The organism is Sphaerisporangium corydalis, from assembly GCF_025506355.1.
GTDB lineage: Bacteria > Actinomycetota > Actinomycetes > Streptosporangiales > Streptosporangiaceae > Sphaerisporangium > Sphaerisporangium corydalis.
The window spans coordinates 13,716-31,667 of sequence record NZ_JANZYP010000060.1 but is presented as its reverse complement, the minus strand read 5'-3'; the positions used below and the strand labels follow the sequence as shown (position 1 = coordinate 31,667).

The following is a 17,952-nucleotide window of genomic DNA, read 5'->3' as shown; positions in this document are numbered from 1 at the left end:
GATTTATGCCGAAATTAAGTACGAGACATCATGATTCACCTGATTTGTCCCCCCTTTCATCGTGCTCTTAAACTAAGTATCGACAACGATCGGGAGCGGAGCACGCTCATTCGGACAGGGATGCCGGTGTTCACTCAGATGGAGAACCACGGGACGGAGGGCGACCCGCCCCCCGTGCCGCGTGACCGCGAGGACCTGCGCCGGCTGGTGCGCACGCTGACCGGGCCGCTGCTCCCCCACTTCAGCCCCGGCGGCGCGCGGCTGCGGCTCGGCGCCAACGCCGCCCACTACGGCGACGAGGCCGCCGAGCTGGAGGCGTTCGCCCGCCCGCTGTGGGGCCTTGCGCCGCTGGCGGCGGGCGGGGGCGACTTCGCGCACTGGGAGCCGTGGCGCCGGGGCCTGGCGGCCGGCACCGACCCCGGCCACGCGGAGTACTGGGGGCCGGTCACCGGCGTCGACCAGCGGCTGGTGGAGACCGCCGCCATCGGGCTCGCGCTCGCCCTGGCGCCCGAGGCGGTCTGGGACCCGCTGAGCGGGCGGGAACGCGACGGGCTCAGCGCGTGGCTGCTCGCATCCATGACCGCCGAGCCCGTCGACAACAACTGGCAGTTCTTCCCGGTGATGGTGGGGCTCGGCCTCGACCGCGTCGGCGTGGCGTACGACCGCGCGCCGAACGCCGCCCGCCTGGACCGGCTGGAGTCCTTCGACCTGGGACGCGGCTGGTACAGCGACGGCCCCACCGCCCAGCGCGACTACTACGTCCCGTTCGCGATGCACTACTACGGCCTCATCTACGCCGCACTCGCCGGCGGGCGCGACCCCGGCCGCGCCGGCCGCTTCCGTGAGCGCGCCGCCGCCTTCGCCCTGGACTTCCAGCACTGGTTCACCCGCGACGGCGCGGCCGTGCCGTTCGGGCGGAGCCTCACCTACCGCTTCGCGCAGGGCGCCTTCTGGGGCGCGCTGGCGTTCGCCGACGTCGAGGCCCTGCCGTGGGGGGAGGTGAAGGGCCACCTGATGCGCCACCTGCGCTGGTGGATGGCGCGGCCGATCCGCGACCCCGGCGGCCTGCTCACCCTCGGGTACGGCTACGCGCAGCCGGCCCTCGCCGAGCAGTACAACGGGCCCGGCTCCCCCTACTGGGCGTTCAAGGCGTTCCTGCCCCTGGCCGTGCCCGCCGGCCACCCCTTCTGGACCTCGCCGGAACAGGACGCGCCGCCGCTGCCCGAGGTCAGCGTCCAGCCCGAGGCGGGCGTCGCGCTGATGCGCTGCGAGGAGGGGCGGCAGGTCGTCATGCTGAGCGCCCGCCAGCACCACACCTGGGTGCGCAACGGCGCCGCGAAGTACGCCAAGTTCGCCTACTCCACCTCCTTCGGCTTCAGCGTGCCCGGCGGTTCGTGGGGGCTGGAGCAGGCCGCGCTCGACAGCACGCTGGGGTTCAGCGAGGACGGGGTGCACTGGCTGCCGTGCGAGGTGCCCCGGTCCGCCACGGCGTCGGAGGGACTGCTCCACCTGCGGTGGTCGCCCTGGCCGGACGTGGAGGTCGAGACCTGGCTGATCCCCTGCGCCCCCTGGCACGTCCGGGTGCACCGCCTCAGCACCGGACGGGCGCTGAAGTCGGCCGAGGGCGGGTTCGCGGTCGACCGGGACGCCCCGTTCCGGCACGCCGCCGGCCCGGGGCACGCGCGGGTGGACGCGCCCTCGGGGACCAGCCACGTCGAGGACCTCGCCGGGCACCGGACCGGCAGGCTCGTCCAGGCCCTGCCCGGCACCAACGTCGTGGTCCCCCGCACCGTGATCCCCACCCTGGTCGACGGGCACGCGCCCGGCGAGCACCGGCTGGCCTGCGCCGTGCTCGGCCTGGCCCACGCGCGGCCGGGCGCCGCCACGCCCGCGCCCCCCGGCTGGCGCGCCGTCGCCGAGATGTTCGCCCGCCACCGCACGCCCGAGGCCGCCCGCCTTCTTGTCACGCTCGCCGAGGCGGAAGACCATGCGCGACGGCACAATCAGCGAGTACCGTCGAGTCGTATAGCCCCGGGCGAGTAGCCGCCCCGGGCGCGCATAGGGCGGGAGAATGTCCCGCGTGGCGGCGGGAAACAGGAAAGCCTTCTTACCGGCGGCCCGCCCTAACCGGCGCCTATGCCTCCCGGCCGCGTTGTCGGCCCGGCCCCCGCCGCCTCCCGGCCGGTATCCCATGCGGCCGGGCCGGTCATAGTCTATGGTCGCCAAGGCCGCGCCGCCGATGCCCGCTCTTCGCAATGGATCGGCCACGGAGAGCGCCCTCGATTGCACGGCGCCATTCAGGTACCGGCAGGCCGGGCGGCATGGCTGAATTGCCAAATTCGGAAAACCAATATATTTTGAGCGTCAAAACATGGCCGAACAAAGGACTTTGAGATGGCCACCCAGATCCAGAAGCTGCTCATCGACGACCTCGACGGCGGAGCGGCGGAGCAGACCGTCACCTTCGCCATTGACGGCACCGGCTACGAAATCGACCTGAGCGACGAAAACGCGACGAGGCTGCGCGAGGCGCTGACCCCATTCGTTTCCGGCGCGCGGCGCGCCGAAGGCGCTCCCACCAGGGGACGCAAGCGCGGCGGCAGCCAGCCGACCGCCCGTGACAAAAGCGCGGAGATCAGGGCCTGGGCCAAGACCCAGGGATTGAACGTGAGCGAGCGCGGCCGGATCGCCGCTCACATTGTGCAGCAGTACGAAGCGGCTCGCTGAGTGCTGCGGCCGGCCATGAGAGGGCAGAAAGCCGGGGCCGGAGGGGGCGGAAATCCCTCTCCGGTTTCGGATGTCCGCCGCCCGGACCCCGACCGGCGTTGACCGCGTCCGCCACGGCCCGGGCCGGTGAGCCCGGCCGGCGGTGACTTCTCAGATCACCGTTTCGTTACGCCACGCGCACGGATCCTCGCGTCCTTGCCCGTCACCTTCCGTAAGTTCCGCAGAACCCGCCCCGCGCACCCTCGCGCTTCTATAGGGTGTTCCGGGAGTTCAATCCCGCCGGTGGGAGTTCTATCCCCGGCCCGATTGAAAAGCACGGTCGTCACCGTCCCGCACGCGTGGGCGCCGGAATCGGCCTCATCCGGCGTGACCGGTCATACTCCACGCCCGGCCGCGTGGAATTCCGCTTTCCCGTGATCACATTCGCCGGCCGCGCCTGCGGGGGTTCTCCGCTTACCGCCATGCCCGCCGAGGTTCACCGGCGGCGCCGCCGTCCCGCCCGCTCAGGCGGTTTCCGGCCCTGCGGGGCCGAGCCGCGCGGCGATGGCGCGGATTCCCGCCACCAGGTCCTCACTGGACGGCGCGTGGCCCGGATCGTTGAGCCACTGCATCATCACCCCGCACAGCAGGGCGACCTGCACCGAGCCGACGCCGCGCACCAGGCCGTCGGGAATGGTGTCCTCCTCGACACCGGTCAGCAGGGCGGCCAGCCCCCTGCGTCCCTCGCGCTGGCCGGCGACCAGATGCTCGCGCACCTCCGGGGACCGCTCGGCCTGGGCGAAGGCCTCGAAGGTGGCGACCCACAGCGGGCGGTGCCGGTCGAACGAGGTGATGATGTGCGTCCACATCGCCGCGAACTGCTCGGCCGGCGGCGAGTCCATGGCCGCGGCGACCACGCGCTCGAACTCCGAACCCCACTCCGCGGTGGCCTGGACCAGCGCTTCGGTGAGCAGCGCCTCCCTGGACCCGAAGTGGTAGCCGATGGCCGCGTGGCTGACGCCGCCCGAGGCCTGGGCGATGTCGCGGACGGTCGTCTGCCCCCACCCCTTCTCGACCAGGCAGCGGCGCGCTCCGGCGAGCAGGTCTTCACGGTTTCCCATCCTGGTGATCCTAACGATCGGCGACGTCTGCAGGCTGGTTTGCCCATATGGTCAATACACTTGTATTGACCATATGGGCAAACCGTGGATATGGTTCCGCCCAGAGAACGGCGCACGACCGTTCCCGGCGGCCTGGAGGCCCCAATGAAGAACAACAGCGTTTTGATCTCCGGTGCCGGCGTGGCCGGTCCCGCCCTGGCGCACTGGCTGTGGCGGTACGGCTTCACCCCCACCGTCGTGGAACTGGCCGCCGCCCCCCGGGCCGGCGGCGCGGCCATCGACGTGCGCGGATCGGCGATCGGCGTGCTGGAGTCGATGGGGATCCTCGACGAGGTGCGCCGGCACCGCACCCGCATGGGCGAGGGGGTGCTGGTGGACGCCACCGGACACGAGTTCGCCAAGCTGCCCGCGGCCGCCTTCGGCGGCGAGCTGGAGATCCTCAAGGAGGACCTGACGCGCGTGCTGTATACGGCGACGGAACGCGACGTGGAGTACCTCTTCGGGGACTCGATCATCGCCCTTGACCAGGACGCGGACGGCGTGCGTGTCACCTTCGCCCAAGGCGGCCGGCGCACGTTCGACCTCGTGGTCGGCGCCGACGGCATGCACTCGGCGACCCGGCGCCTGGCGTTCGACCCCGCCGCCGTCCGCCTCCACCACCTCGGCATCTACGGCGCGCTGTTCACCACGCCCAACTTCCTCGGGCTTGAGCACAGCTCCCGGCTGTACAACGCGCCCGGCAAGATGGGCTACGTCTTCACCGCGCGCGGCGACACCGAGACCCGGGTCGGCCTGTCGTTCGCCTCCGGCCCGCTGGAGTACGACCGGCACGACGAGGCGGCGCAGGCGCGCATCGTCGAGGAGCGCTTCGCCGGCGACGGCTGGGAGATCCCCCGCCTGCTCGAGGCCATGCGCCGGGCGCCCGACTTCTACTTCGACTCCTCCGGCCAGGTCCACCTCGACCGGTGGTCGGCCGGCCGCGTCACGCTGGTGGGCGACGCGGGCTACTGCGCGGCGCCCACCTCCGGCCGGGGCACCTCGCAGGCCCTGATCGGCGCCTACGTCCTTGCGGGCGAGCTCGCGGAGGCCGGTGGCGACCACGAGAAGGCGTTCGCCGCCTACGAGGCCGGACTGCGCGACCACGTCGAGGCCAACCAGAAGCTCGGCCGGGACGCGGCGGTCACGCTGTTCGAGCCGCTCACCCAGGAGATGATCGACGCGATGGCCGGCGCGCCGACCGAGGACGCGCCCGAGTCCCTGCCGCTCAAGGACTACGCGGCGCTCGCGACGCGCTGACGCCCGGTCCCGGGGTCGTTGACCGGCTTATATCAAAAAGTTACATTACGTCGGCATAGCGGGTCCCGGTGATCGAAGGGAAGGCCGTCTCATGGTGCGACGAGTCCTCATGTCCATCGCGGCAACCGTCGTCCTCCTGGTGTACGGCGTCCCACCGGCCGCCTTCGCGGCCGACGGCACCCGCACCCCGTCCTCCCCCTCGTACACGGTCACGCTGACCGGCAACGCGTCGGGCGGCACCTGGACCGGGCACGAGAGCGTCACCTTCACCAACCCGTCCGCGGACCCGCTGCCCGAGGTCTACCTGCGCCTGTGGGACAACTACCACGGGAGCTGCCCGTCCACACCGGTCACCGTCACCAACGTGACCGGGGGCACCGCCTCCCCGCTGTCGGTCGCCTGCACCGCGCTGCGGATCACCCTGCCCGCGCCGCTCAACCAGAACCAGAGCGCCACGATCGGGTTCGACCTGGGCATCGTGGTGCCCAGCGGCGCCGACCGGTTCGGCCACGACGGGTCCTACAACTTCATCGGCAACGCGCTGCCGGTGCTCGCGGTCCGCGACGCTGCGGGCTGGCACCTGGACCCGTACACCAACAACGGCGAGTCCTTCTACGGGCTGATCAGCAACTACTCGGTCACGCTCGACCACCCCACCTCGGTGCTCGTGCCCGCCACCGGCTCCTCGGTCGACACCCCCGGGACCTCGGGCCGCACGGTCACCAAGGCCACCGCGACCAACGTGCGCGAGTTCGCCTGGGCGGCCGGCCCGTTCGTGAAGACCACCAGCACGACCACCACCGGCGTCGTGGTGAACGTGTACCGGGTGAGCGCCATCAGCTCGAGCAGCGCGTCCTCGATGATGACCACCGCGAAGAACGCGCTCGTCGCGCACGCCGGCCGGTTCGGGGCCTTCCCCTACAGCGAGGCGGACGTGGTGCTGGACAACAACTTCTGGTTCGGCGGCATGGAGTATCCCGGCTTCGTGCTCGACGTGATCAGTTCCACGGCGCTGGCGCACGAACTGGCCCACCAGTGGTGGTACGGCATCGTCGGCGACGACGAATACACCAGCCCGTGGCTGGACGAGTCGTTCGCCGACTACTCCACCGACCTTTACAACAACATCTCCGGCACCAACTGCTGGAACAACGTCTCCTGGCAGTCGTCGGCGGAGAAGATCAGTAATTCGATGGCCTACTGGGACGCGCATTCGAGCAGGTACGGCACCGTCGTCTACACCTACGGCAAATGCGCGCTGCACGACCTGCGGCGCGCCATCGGCACCACCGCGATGCAGAACCTGCTGAGGAACTACGCCGCCTCCCACTGGTTCGGCATCTCGACCACGGCGGACTTCAAGGCCGCCGCCCAGGCCGCGACCACGGTGAACCTGGCGTCGTTCTGGACCACCCACCGCATCGACGGCTGATCTTCCCCGCCCGCGCCGGTGACGCCGCGGTCACCGGCGCGGGCGGGGACGCTGGAAGGCCGGTCCACCGGTCTGCGATGCTGGCGGGGTGCCGTCCACGCCCATCGCGCCGGAACCGGTCACGGCCGAGCCGCCGCGCGCCACCCCGCGCCCGCTGCTCACCCAGTCGTGGCTGGACTCGACGTTCGTGCACTGGGCCGCCGACCCGGCCGACGTGGCGCCGCTGCTGCCGGCCGGGGTGGTGCCGGACACCCTCGGCGGCGTCACCTACGTCGGCCTCGTCGCCTTCCGGATGCACCGCATCGGGTGGTTCCGCCTGCCCGGCATCCCCTACCTCGGCAGCTTCCCCGAGACCAACGTCCGCCTGTACTCGGTGGACGGGCACGGACGGCGCGGGGTGGTGTTCCGCTCGCTGGACGCCGCGCGGCTGGTCCCGGTGCTGGTCGCGCGGGCCGGCTTCGGGCTGTCGTACGTGTGGTCCCGCATGGCCGTGCGCCGCGACGGCGACACCCTCACCTACACCAGTAGGCGCCGCTGGCCGGGGCCGCGCGGCGCGCACAGCCGCCTCACCGTCCGGGTCGGCGGGCCCATCGAGGCACCCACCGAGCTGGAGCACTTCCTGACCGCGCGCTGGGGCATGCACAACACGACCTTCGGGCGGCCGATGTACCTGCCGAACACCCACCCGCGCTGGCCGCTGCGCCGGGCCACCCTGGTGGAGTGCGACGAGGACCTGGTGGCGGCGGCGGGCCTGCCCGCGCCCTCGGGCGAGCCGGCGAGCGTGCTGTACTCGCCGGGCGTGCCCGTGCGCTTCGGTCCTCCGGCCCGCCCGGGCGCCGCGCCCGCGCGCTGAGGCCCGCGGGCGACGCCCGCGCACGTCAGAGGATCGTCATCACCGTACGTAAGTGATTGACATCGGAGCGTGATGGATTTTAACGTGTGCGTCACGGGCGGAGTGTTCGGGATCTCCGCCAGACGGGCGGAAGGACATCCGATGTCACACCACACGCGCGCCTCCGGGGTCACCGGCGCGGTTCCGCGCCCGCGCCGGGGAGCGGTCACGCGCCGGGCCGGCACCGCCCTGGCGAGTGCCGTCCTGGCGGGAGCGGCCGGCCTGCTGGTGGCGCTTCCCGCGACCTCGGCGCACGCCGCGACGCCGGCGACGGCGCCGGCCGCCACCTGCGCGCAGGCGACCGGTGACACCGCGAAGGGGATCATCTGCTTCCTGCGCTACTGCGACGCCTTCTACTGCTACTACGACTGCTACCTCACCGCCGAGGCCCGCAGGAAGGGCTCCAAGCCCAGCAGCACCATCCGCGTGCCCAAGCCCAAGGGCACGCCGCCCGGGCAGATCACCAGGCCCTGACCCTTTTCCGCACCACCCGGGGGCCCGCGTGTTCGCGCGCGGGCCCCCGGCGCGTGTCAGACGCCCGCGGCTCGGGCGCCGTTCTCGTGCGCGTCGCGCGCGTCGATCACGGCCGGCAGGTGGGCCTCGGCCCACGCGCAGCAGGCGTCCATGGGCTGGAGAAGGGTGCGGCCGAGGGGGGTCAGCTCGTACTCCACCCTCGGCGGGATCTCGGGATGGTAGTGGCGGGAGACCAGGCCGTCGCGTTCCATGACGCGCAGGGTCTCGGTGAGCACCTTCGGGGTGATGCCGCGAAGGGGCACCTGGAGCTCGGAGAAGCGCCGGCGCCCTCCCTCCAGGCATCTGATGATCTTCGCGGTCCACTTGCCGCCGAAGCGGATCGGCGAGGGACCATGGGCGGCGCATCCGGCGAACATGCCGGCGCCGAGAGGCTCAGTCACGCCCCCAGCGTACGGAACCCGCGGACCGCCGCGGGCGCCGTACGCGAGGCGTGTGCCCGGCCCCGCCTCAGGCCGGGGCCGGGCGCACGCGGCTAGGGGAGCTCGAAGTTCTCCGTGAGGGCGGCGCCGCGCCACGGCTTGTACAGGTCGTATCCTCGGGGGTTGCACTGCAGGCCGCCGTTGATGCAGTGCGTCACCAGGGCCTGGAGGATGGCGGTGTTGTCCCAGGCGTTGAAGAAGTCGTAGTGCCAGGTGTAGCCGCGCCCGCTGGCGAGCCGCGCCTGCGACAGGTCACCGCTGGCCGGGAACGCGATCTTGAATTCGAGCATCGGCACCGCGACCGGGTGGGTGGCCGGGCAGTAGCCGCCGGCCGGGTAGGCCATGTGGCTCTTGTGGTCGGCGCTGTCGAGGTGCACGCCGTCCCAGCAGCTCGGCGCCTGGAAGCGGACGTTCACCTGCGTGCCCGCGGGACACGCGGTGGGGATGTCCCAGCTCTTGGAGATGTTCCCGCACTCGAAGCCCTCGACCGCGCCCGGGTGGTCGCGGAACTGCTCCAGCGTCGAGGTGGGGCTGCCGACGACGTAGCGCAGGCCCTGCGGGAAGTTCTGCACCCGCCAGTACTCCAGGATGCCGGACTTGTAGTAGATGACCTGGTTGCCGGTCGGCTGGACCAGGGTGTTGCCGTTGTAGAAGCTCGGGAACCAGTACGCCGACCGGTCGTGCGGGTTGGTGCAGGAGGTGCCGCCGGCCAGGAGCGAGGCCGGGGAGCTGCTCGCGTTGGTCGTGGTGTTGCCGACGAAGGTGTGCATGTGCGAGGCGCCGGGCAGGCCCGGGTACACGATCGGGTCGTCGGGCCGGTTCTGCGTGAACGAGCAGTTGGCCTGGAACTCGTGGTGCGTCACCTCGTCGGTGAACGTCGGGCTCGGGTTCGGGGTCGATCCCGACCCGCCCGTGCCGTACACCTTGAACTCCCACAGCGAGTAGCCGTATCCGGTGGCGCGGGCGGTGCCGTACATGCGGACGTACCTGCCGCTGCCGGTCACGTTGAGCGTCTGGGTGCCGCCGGTCCCTGTGGTGGTGGAGTAGATGTCGGTCCACGAGGTGCCGTTGGCCGAGGTCTGGATCTTGAAGGACTTCGCGTACGCGCCCTCCCAGGCCAGGACGACCTGGGAGATGGTGGCCGCGCCGCCGAGATCGGTCTGGATCCACTGCGGGTCGCTGTACGCGCTGGCCCAGCGCGTGGTGAGGCTGCCGTCGAACGCGGCCCCCGGAGCGGTTCCGCCTCCCTCGACGGAGGAGGCCGAGGCGGGCCTGCCCTGCGACAGCAGGGCGTCGGCCGCCATCGCGGGGGCGATGATCGCCAGACCGGCCGCGACCAGCGCGACCAGGATGGCGGTGACCAGTCCTATGCGGAACCGGCCTGGATGTGGAGACGGGTGCACGGCCTCTCCTTCAGGTGGGGGGTGTCCGCCGTGGGGGGTACGACGGTGGGAGAGCGCTCTCCAATGAGACTGGATGCCAGAGTCAGTGCTTGTCAAGACGCCTGACGCCCTCAATCCGAAACGTCCTGTTCACGCCATTGAAACGAGGGGCGGACCCGCCGATCGCGGCGGCGGCTCCCGTCACACCCTCCTGAAGCGGCCCCCGCCTGGGGAGACGTCTCCCACGGGCCGCCTTCCCCCGCGTGAGCAGCCCGTTTCGAACATCCGGCCGCGGAACCTTGACATCAACGGCGCGCGGATGCAGTCTCGGACATGGAGAGCGCTCTCCCTCTCTTGTCCGGCCTGCTCGCACGGCCGTTCGCCTGCCCGCACGGCCGTTCGCCTGCCCGCACGGCCGTTCAGCCGGCCCGCGCGGCCCCGGCCATGCGCAGCGCGAGCAGGACGTACCGGTCCTGCAGCTCCGCCGTGCTCAGCGCCCCGCCCTCGTGGAACCACGCGCTGACGTGCACGCACATGTCCAGCACGGCCGTGGCCACCACGGTCGCCGCGCCCTGGTCCCCGCCGCCGAGGTCGAAGTCCCCCGCTTCACGGCCCGCGACGAGCACGCCGGTGAGCCGGTCGCGCAGGCGCCTGCGGATCCCGACGATCTCGGCCCGCCGCTCCGGGGTGAGCAGGGTGTACTCCTGGTTGGCCACCCGGGAGGACTTGCGGTGCCGCGCGTGCTGGTCCACGTAGACCCGGACGATCGCGACGAGCTCGGCGACCGGCCCCGAGGCGGCGGACTGCGCCCGCCCGACCTCCCGTTCCAGGGCGAGGTGCATGTCGCGGACGACGGTGTAGAGCAGTTCCTCCTTGGAGGAGAAGTGGTTGTACAGGGCTCCCGCGGTGAGCCCGCAGGCCTGGGTGATCTCCCTGACCGTCGTCGCCGTGGCGCCCTGACGGTAGAACAGGTCGACGGCGGCGGCCGCCAGCAGCCGGGCGGGCGGGGTCGCGGACATACGCCAAGTCTGGCTCATCAGCCCCTCTTGACGCTGCATCCGGGCGGGCGTACCACTGTATGAACGCTTGTTTACCTACGCAGTAAGGCCCTGCCGGCACGTCGGCGAGGCTGGTGGGGAGCACCATGGTCACGACGTCCCAGCCGAACCCGTCCCTCTCCGCCCGGCTGTGGAACCGGAGGCTGGACGGTTATCCCGACACCGGGCCCCGCATGGGATACCTCCTCGTCGCCGTGCTCGCCACCGTCGTGCTGTACTACGAGCTCTACGTGGGCGGCGGCGTGGCGCCGCTGATCCTGGCCCACTACAAGATGTCGTTCACGTACTACGTCAACATCCTGGTCGTGTCCAACCTGGTCGGCGCGTTCGGCTCGCTGGCCGCCGGGCTCGCCGACCGCTGGGGGCGGGCCAACCTGGTCACCTACGGGCTGCTGCTGACCGGGCTGCTGATGTTCGCGGTGCCCAGCGCGCCCAACACGCTCGTCTTCGCGGCGCTGAGCGTCGTGGTCGGGGTCGTCGAGGGGGTGATCCTGGTCGCCACGCCCGCCCTGGTCAGGGACTTCTCCCCGCAGCTCGGCCGGGCCACCGCCATGGGGTTCTGGACGCTCGGGCCGGTGGCCGGCAGCCTTGTGGTGAGCGCCGTGGCCGGCGCCACGCTCACCCGCCTGCAGGCCTGGCAGAGCCAGTTCCACATCGTCGGCGTGGTCGGCCTGGTGATGTTCGCCGTCGCCTTCTTCGGCCTGCGCGAGCTGTCCCCCGGGCTGCGCGACCAGGTCATGGTCAGCGTGCGCGACCGGGCGGTCATCGAGGCGCGGGCCAAGGACCACACGGCGGAGGTGTCCCACCCGTGGCGCCAGATGATGGGCCGCGACATCGTCGCGCCGGCGCTGGGCATCTCGATCTTCCTGCTGATCTACTACAGCGCGGTCGCCTTCTTCACCATCTACCTGACGACCATCTTCGGCTTCTCGACCTCCGAGGCCAACGGCATCAACACCTGGTACTGGGCGATCGACGGCGTCGTGCTGGTGGCCGCGGGGATCGCGTCGGACCGGCTGCGGGTGCGCAAGCCGTTCATGATCGTCGGCACCGTCGTCTCCGTCACGATGACGATCGTCTTCCTGAGCAGGGCCACCCATCCCGACACCGGGTACGGCACCCTGGTACTGATCATCAGCCTGCTCGCGGGCGGGCTGGCGATCGCCTACGCGCCGTGGATGGCGGCGTTCACCGAGACCATCGAGCGCCGCAACCCCGCCCTGACGGCCACCGGCCTCGCGGTGTGGGGCTGGCTGCTGCGCATGGTCGTCACCGCGTCGCTGTTCTTCGTCCCCTACGTGGTGAGCAGCATGAACGCGCTGGTCGAGGCGCCCGCGTACCTGGAGGCGGCCAAGGCCGCCGGGGCGTCGCCGCCGCCCGCCCTGCTGGAGAAGCTGGGCGAGATCAAGAGCGCGGCGGCGGCCGCGCCCGGCCAGTGGCAGACCTGGTTCTGGATCTGCGTGATCGCCCAGGTCCTGTTCGTCCCGCTCATGCTGCCGCTGGCCGGACGGTGGAGCCCCAAGGCGGCCAGGGCCGAGGTGGAGGCGCACGACCGCGACGTGGAGCGGCTGCTCGGATCGGGCTCCTCCTGACGGCCGTCAGGTCTTCGGGCAACGCAGCGTGATGACCGGGTTGGGGTGCGGGCCGCCGGGCATCGAGGAGGCCGGCATGTACCCCCACGCCTGGAGGTGCCACTTCTCGGCGGCCCGGTCACCCTGGGTGTAGTACCAGACGTCGTTCCCGCCCACGTGGCGCGCGCCCCTGACCCAGCAGATGAACCAGCTCGGGCTGGTGTCGAGGTACCCGATGGGGACACCCTCGCGCGGCTCCTCGTAGAGAGGGACCCCGATGGTGTTCTTGCACAGGTAGACGCCGTCCTTCCAGATCTTGTTCAGCCGCCGGTCCTCCGCGATGCCCGGCCGGTGGGCGCAGCGCGGCACCGTCGGGGTGGGCGAGGGCGTCGCGCCGGTGACGGCGGGCCCCGCCGGCCGCCCCCCTGAGGGCGCGCTGAACGCGAACGCCCCGACCGTGCCGCTCGTGACGCACGCGACCATCGTCCAGGTGACGGTGAACCGATGCGCCCACAGCCGCCGCGTCACCGCCCGCCGCGCCACGGACCATCCTGGTTCCGGATGGTCCTCGGGCGAGGGCGTCACCGGCACCTCCCCGCCCGGCTCCCTGAGTTCGCCGCACTCCCCCGGCTCCGGCGAGCACGCGGTCACCGCGGCCAGCAGGCGGTGGTGCAGCTCGCGCAGTTCCGGCGCGGTGGCGCCGCAGGCCCTGCCGAACCTCTCCACCACCTCGGCGTCCGGCAGGGCTCCCGTTCCCTGGCAGTACCGGTGCACCGCGGATCTGCTCATGTGCGTCTTGACGGCGAGGTCTTGGTAACTGAGCCGGCTCCGGCCTTTCAACTCGCGAAGTAACGCGGCGAGTTCGATCCTTTCAGGCGGCATGGCCATCAGGTCCCTCCGTGGAGGCCGGTCCCCCCGGACCTCCGTCATCGGGACGTTATCCCAATCTGACTGGGTTTGTACATATCGGTGATGGGACGCCGTCTCAGCCGTCCCATGGGACGTCCGACCTGCTGTTTCGCCGCATTCCCCGTCGATAGTCTCCGGTCTGACCAGCTCGGACAGGAGAGAACATGGCGCTCATTCAACGGATCGCGAAATCGGCCGGCCAGGGAAGACGGCTCGCCATAATGGCGGCGGTCAGTATTCTTCTGCCATTGTCATGGGCCGCGGCACCGGCGTCCGCGATGGCCCGCCCCGACTTCCGGCTTCCCTTCTCGTGCGGGCAGAGCTGGCGGCTGTCCACCTACACCGGCCACGATCCCGACGACAAGAAACTCGACATGTTCCGGACCGGCGGCACCACCTCAGGGAGCGCCGTCCTCGCCTCGGCCGCCGGGACCGTGCACCAGTGGTTCGATCCCGGCGGCGTGGAGATCGACCACGGCAACGGCTGGTTCACCGTCTACCTGCACATGAGCGCCCGCGCCGGCGTCGGGACCCACGTCGCGCAGGGCGACTGGATCGGGACGGTGGGCTCGGTCGGGACGGGCAGCGCGCACCTGCACTACGAGCAGCTGTACGACAGCAGCGGCGACGGCGACGGCGAGACCGACGAGATGGTGTACCCGATCATCCAGGGCACCGAATACCGCCTCAGCCCGGCCGGGCCGTTTCCGGTGGTCACCAGCACCAACAAATGCACGGGCGGCGGGAACGGCGGAAAATACTGGGTCGACACCTTCGCCGATGCCACCGGATACGCGCAGCCGAACACCTCAGATCCGCAGGGCCTGCTTTACAAGGGCACCAACTATGTCTTCTGCAAGCGCCTCGGAGACCCGTTCACCGGCCCCGAAGGCCACAACCACTGGTGGCTGAAGACCGACCTCGACGAGGTTTATCCGGGCAAGAACGGATGGGGCGCCTACGTATCGGCCTACTACCTGTCCAGGTGGGGGAACGACGAGGCCAGGGACAACAGCGGAACCGTCATTCCCGACTGCTGACCCCGGCCCCGACGAACTCCTGGGAGTGGAACATGCCGGATTTCGCGAAACGGAAATGGCGCCTTCCCCTCACCGCCGGGGTCGCCTGCCTGGCGACCGCCGCCACGGTGTGGACGGCCGGCGCCGTCCAGCGGCGGCCGGAGACGGCCCCGGCGCGCGAGGTCACCGAGCAGGAGGCCGCCACGCTGCACACGGCGGAACAACTGCTGACGGCGCGGTGCATGGGCCGGCGCGGCTTCTCGTACTGGCCGGTCGCGCGGAACCCGGTGCCCGAGTACCGCGAGTTCCCCTACGTCCTCGACGACCTCGCCTACGCCCGCCGGTACGGCTACGGCACCGGACTGGAACACCGCATGCGGGAGCTGAGCGAGGCCCACCCCAACAAGCGGCACGTGCGCGCGCTGCCGGAGCCCCGGCGGCTGGCCTGGCTCGCCGCCCTGCACGGGCAGGGCACCGACGAGCAGCTCAGGGCGGCGCTGCCCTCCGGCGGCGTCGTCGCCAGGAGCGCGCGGAGCTGTACCTCCGAGGCCGAACGGGACCTCTACGAGGACCTGCCGGAGTGGTACCGCGTCATGCAGTTCACCCGGAGCCTCACCAGCGTGCGGCGGGGCCGGGTGGTCTCCGACGCCCGCTTCGCCGCCGCCTCGGCCCGCTGGTCGCGCTGCATGCGCGGCGAGGGCCACGACCACCGCGACCCCGCCGCGATCCGCAGGGAGCTGGACGACCCGGCCGGGGACCGGCCCTCGGCGTACTGGAGCCGGCTCGCGGTGGCGGAGGCCACCTGCGCGGACCGCAGCGGCCTCGGCGCGACGGCCCGCGAGCTGGACCGCGCGTACGAACGGCGGCTGCGCGAGGAGTACCCGGACCAGACCGGCACCATGCGGCGGCTGCGGCTGGCCGCCGTCCCGAGAGCGCGCGCCGTCGTCGCCGGCGCCTGACATCCCTCTTCAGGCGCAGACGACCACCGCCCTCTCCGGCCACGAAGAAGGCGCACCCGGCCGCCATCCCGGCGGCCGGCCCCTCGACCCCCACCTCCTCGGTGGAGACACCAACACCCAATTAAGGGAGTGCACCATGCGCAAGATCAGGATCGTCCTCTCCGGTCTGGCCCTCGTCGGGCTGGCCGGCCTCGTCCAGCCCATCGCGGCGCAGGCCACCGCCGCCCCCGCCGCCTCGGCCGCCCTCATGGCCGACGGCTTCTTCTACGCCGCCGAGAACCCCAACGGCCAGGGCAAGTACTGCCGCTGGCTCGGCAACGACGGCGACTGGTCGAACTGCTCGGACCCGAGCGGAGCGGTCCCCGGCGGCATGCAGAACCAGGCGTCCCAGATGTTCAACAGCGGCGTGCCCGGCGGCTACGACGACGTGAACGTCTACTACAACAAGAACTACGACGGCGCCTACCGCTGCCTGGCGGTGGGCAACCACTGGGACAACCTGACCCTCGGCTGGGAGACCTTCGACCACTGGGGCACCAACGGCCAGGGCTACGGCAAGTCGATCAACGACGACGTCGCCTCCCACAAGTGGGTCACCTCCTGCTAGCGGTGACACCCGCCGGAGGTCCCGCCCAGCGGGGCCTCCGGCTCCGCGCGCCCAGCCGGGGCCAGGTTGAGCAGGGGGGTACTCAGGAAACGGCGGCCGGACTCTCCTAGCTTCGGGAGTCCGGTACTCGTTGGAAGGACCCCCATGTCCGCAAAACAGATCCCGATCCGCGACGGGCGGTACGAAGGCGGTGACGCCGACATCTTCGTGGTGCTCCGCATGGACGCGGAAGGCTCAGGGGCCGCCAGCGGGGACGTCCACCGCGACCACGACGGCGAGCGCGACTATGTCTCCTCCTTCAGGTCGGCGCCCGGCACCCGGACGCCGGCCGAGGGCGGCGTCCTGACGGCCATCTGGCAGGACGGCGCCGGGCAGACCACCACCGGGCTCGTCACAGTGGCCGGCAGGGAGGACCGTCCCGACGCGGTGGACCTCACGATCCACCTGGACGAGCGGCTCAACGGCCTGCCGCCCGGCCGCGACCTCACCCTCACCCTCGACCGCGTCGCCGCCGAACTGCGCGAGCTGGGCCTGGAGATCGAGACCGAGGACGGCGTCCGGTCGCCGAGCCCGGTGGACTTCCACGGCCGGCCGATGACCCTGCGGGAGAGCCTGCGCGCGGCCGGGTTCGCCGTCGGCGACGCCGGCGAACCCACCCTGATCCCCCGCCAGGACGACGGGTGGGACCTGTCGATGTCCTACACCGTCCTGGACGACCTCATGCGCACCACCGCGCAGTCCTCCGTCGACGACCCCCGCTGGGAACTGCACCTGCTGATGCTCGGCAAGGCCAAGGCCGAACCCGGGGCGGGCACCCTGCTGGGCGTGATGTTCGACGACGCCGGCGTGCTGCCCCGGCAGGGCTGCGCCATCTTCGCCGGGTCGATCAGGAAGATCTTCCCCGACGACCCCGACCGCAAGACGATCAAGACGGTGGCGCACGAACTGGGCCACGCGCTGAACCTGCGCCACCGGTTCGAGCGCGAGGTCGGCCAGGCCGACTCCAGCTCGTTCATGAACTACGACTGGCGCTACCGGGGCGGCTCGTTCGAGGAGGAGTACTGGAACGCCTTCTCTTTCACCTTCGACGCCGACGAGCTGGAGTTCCTCCGGCACGCGCCGCGCTCGGCGGTGATGCCGGGCAGGTCCCCGTTCCCCTCGGCGACGTACTGGTCGCGCGGCACCGGCGGCTACTCCCCCTACCTGCCCGAGGTGCCCGACCCGCGCTTCAGGATCGGCCTCAACGCGCCGGCCTCCGGGTCGCTGTTCCTGTTCGGCCAGCCGGTGTTCCTTGAGGTCGTCTTCGCCAACCGGCTCGCCGACCCGGTCACGGTGCCCGCCGACCTGCTGGACCCCAAGGGGCCGTGGCTGGAGTTCCGCATCATCCGCCGCACCTCGGGGCCGGTCTCGCCCGAGGACGGGATGACGTTCACCCCGATGATGCACCGCTGCTACGACTCCACCGCGTCCGCCCCGGTCACCCTGGCCGCCGGCGGGACCCTGCGCGGCAACGTCAACCTCACGTTCGGGTCCAGCGGGTTCTCGTTCGCCGAACCGGGCACCTACGACATCATCCCCATCCTCAGCGTGCCGTCGAAGTCGGCGGAGCTCGGGCAGGTCGTCGACCGGGTGACCACGGGCCGGCCGCTGCGGATCACCGTCGCCCACCCGCACAGCCTCGGCCACGAGCGCGACGCGATGGTGCTGCTGCGGCCCGACTCCGGCGCGTGGTTCGCGCTCGGCGGGGCCGCCGCCCTCGCCAAGGCCGGGGACGACCTCGCCGAGGTGCGCGACCGGCGGGTGGCCGAGGGCGGCGACGGCGACCCGATCGCCGCGGCGATCACCCGGGCGGAGGGCATCGACGCGGGCCGTCCCGCCGTCCGCCTCCAGGACGGACGGTTCGTCGAGCGGGCCGCCTCGCCCGAGCGGGCGGCCGACCTGCTCGGCGGCCTCGGCCAGGAGGCGCTCGGCGCCTTCGACCGGCACACCGCCGAGGGCACCGTCCGGCTCGCCGCCGCCTACCGGCGGGAGGCCGGCTGACGCACGC

General features: G+C 71.5%; 16 protein-coding genes. 11 read left to right on the top strand and 5 right to left on the bottom strand.

The annotated features are described in order from the left end of the window. Positions 1-126: 126 nt before the first annotated feature. A complete protein-coding gene (locus NYZ98_RS31595) occupies positions 127-2,043 on the top strand; it encodes a DUF2264 domain-containing protein (RefSeq protein ID WP_262847246.1) in 1,917 nt (638 codons plus the stop codon). Between the two features lie 351 nt (positions 2,044-2,394). Beyond that, entirely contained in the window at positions 2,395-2,727 is a 333-nt protein-coding gene (locus NYZ98_RS31590; protein WP_262847245.1) for a histone-like nucleoid-structuring protein Lsr2, read from the top strand. Between the two features lie 503 nt (positions 2,728-3,230). Here the strand turns inward: NYZ98_RS31590 and NYZ98_RS31585 are convergent. After that, positions 3,231-3,827: a TetR/AcrR family transcriptional regulator gene (locus NYZ98_RS31585; RefSeq protein ID WP_262847244.1), complete on the bottom strand. Its 597-nt coding sequence runs from the start codon at positions 3,825-3,827 to the stop codon at positions 3,231-3,233. 144 nt (positions 3,828-3,971) lie between these two features. Here NYZ98_RS31585 and NYZ98_RS31580 point away from each other — a divergent pair, with 144 nt between their 5' ends. The 4 genes from NYZ98_RS31580 to NYZ98_RS31565 all read left to right on the top strand — a co-directional run bounded on the left by NYZ98_RS31580 (position 3,972) and on the right by NYZ98_RS31565 (position 7,921). Further along, a complete protein-coding gene (locus tag NYZ98_RS31580; protein WP_262847243.1) occupies positions 3,972-5,123 on the top strand; it encodes an FAD-dependent monooxygenase in 1,152 nt (383 codons plus the stop codon). Between the two features lie 109 nt (positions 5,124-5,232). Then, positions 5,233-6,555: a M1 family metallopeptidase gene (locus NYZ98_RS31575; protein WP_262847242.1), complete on the top strand. Its 1,323-nt coding sequence runs from the start codon at positions 5,233-5,235 to the stop codon at positions 6,553-6,555. Between the two features lie 88 nt (positions 6,556-6,643). Next, complete coding sequence (locus NYZ98_RS31570; RefSeq protein ID WP_262847241.1) at positions 6,644-7,408, top strand: YqjF family protein; 765 nt, start codon at positions 6,644-6,646, stop codon at positions 7,406-7,408. A 141-nt stretch (positions 7,409-7,549) separates the two neighbouring features. After that, positions 7,550-7,921: a hypothetical protein gene (locus NYZ98_RS31565; RefSeq protein ID WP_262847240.1), complete on the top strand. Its 372-nt coding sequence runs from the start codon at positions 7,550-7,552 to the stop codon at positions 7,919-7,921. Positions 7,922-7,977: 56 nt separating this feature from the next. On the opposite strand, the gene NYZ98_RS31560 is transcribed toward NYZ98_RS31565, so the two are convergent. The 3 genes from NYZ98_RS31560 to NYZ98_RS31550 form a co-directional block, all read right to left on the bottom strand. Then, entirely contained in the window at positions 7,978-8,361 is a 384-nt protein-coding gene (locus tag NYZ98_RS31560; protein ID WP_316249623.1) for a winged helix-turn-helix transcriptional regulator, read from the bottom strand. A gap of 92 nt (positions 8,362-8,453) precedes the next feature. After that, positions 8,454-9,803: a DUF1996 domain-containing protein gene (locus NYZ98_RS31555; protein ID WP_262847239.1), complete on the bottom strand. Its 1,350-nt coding sequence runs from the start codon at positions 9,801-9,803 to the stop codon at positions 8,454-8,456. 398 nt (positions 9,804-10,201) lie between these two features. Continuing rightward, positions 10,202-10,801, bottom strand: coding sequence for a TetR/AcrR family transcriptional regulator (locus NYZ98_RS31550; protein ID WP_262847238.1), 600 nt, complete (start codon positions 10,799-10,801; stop codon positions 10,202-10,204). Between the two features lie 125 nt (positions 10,802-10,926). Between NYZ98_RS31550 and NYZ98_RS31545 the strand changes: the two genes are divergently transcribed. Next, positions 10,927-12,432: an MFS transporter gene (locus tag NYZ98_RS31545; RefSeq protein WP_262847237.1), complete on the top strand. Its 1,506-nt coding sequence runs from the start codon at positions 10,927-10,929 to the stop codon at positions 12,430-12,432. A gap of 6 nt (positions 12,433-12,438) precedes the next feature. On the opposite strand, the gene NYZ98_RS31540 is transcribed toward NYZ98_RS31545, so the two are convergent. Further along, positions 12,439-13,293, bottom strand: coding sequence for a helix-turn-helix domain-containing protein (locus NYZ98_RS31540; RefSeq protein WP_262847277.1), 855 nt, complete (start codon positions 13,291-13,293; stop codon positions 12,439-12,441). A 275-nt stretch (positions 13,294-13,568) separates the two neighbouring features. Between NYZ98_RS31540 and NYZ98_RS31535 the strand changes: the two genes are divergently transcribed. From NYZ98_RS31535 to NYZ98_RS31520, 4 genes are all read left to right on the top strand, one after another. Further along, positions 13,569-14,360 carry a M23 family metallopeptidase gene (locus tag NYZ98_RS31535; RefSeq protein ID WP_262847236.1) on the top strand — a complete coding sequence of 264 codons (792 nt, stop codon included), beginning with the start codon at positions 13,569-13,571 and terminating at the stop codon, positions 14,358-14,360. Between the two features lie 32 nt (positions 14,361-14,392). After that, positions 14,393-15,298 (top strand): hypothetical protein, encoded by a 906-nt coding sequence (locus NYZ98_RS31530; RefSeq protein ID WP_262847235.1) that lies wholly within the window; start codon positions 14,393-14,395, stop codon positions 15,296-15,298. Between the two features lie 136 nt (positions 15,299-15,434). Further along, positions 15,435-15,905, top strand: coding sequence for a peptidase inhibitor family I36 protein (locus NYZ98_RS31525; RefSeq protein WP_262847234.1), 471 nt, complete (start codon positions 15,435-15,437; stop codon positions 15,903-15,905). A 144-nt stretch (positions 15,906-16,049) separates the two neighbouring features. Continuing rightward, positions 16,050-17,945 carry a zinc metalloprotease gene (locus NYZ98_RS31520; protein WP_262847233.1) on the top strand — a complete coding sequence of 632 codons (1,896 nt, stop codon included), beginning with the start codon at positions 16,050-16,052 and terminating at the stop codon, positions 17,943-17,945. Positions 17,946-17,952: the final 7 nt, after the last annotated feature.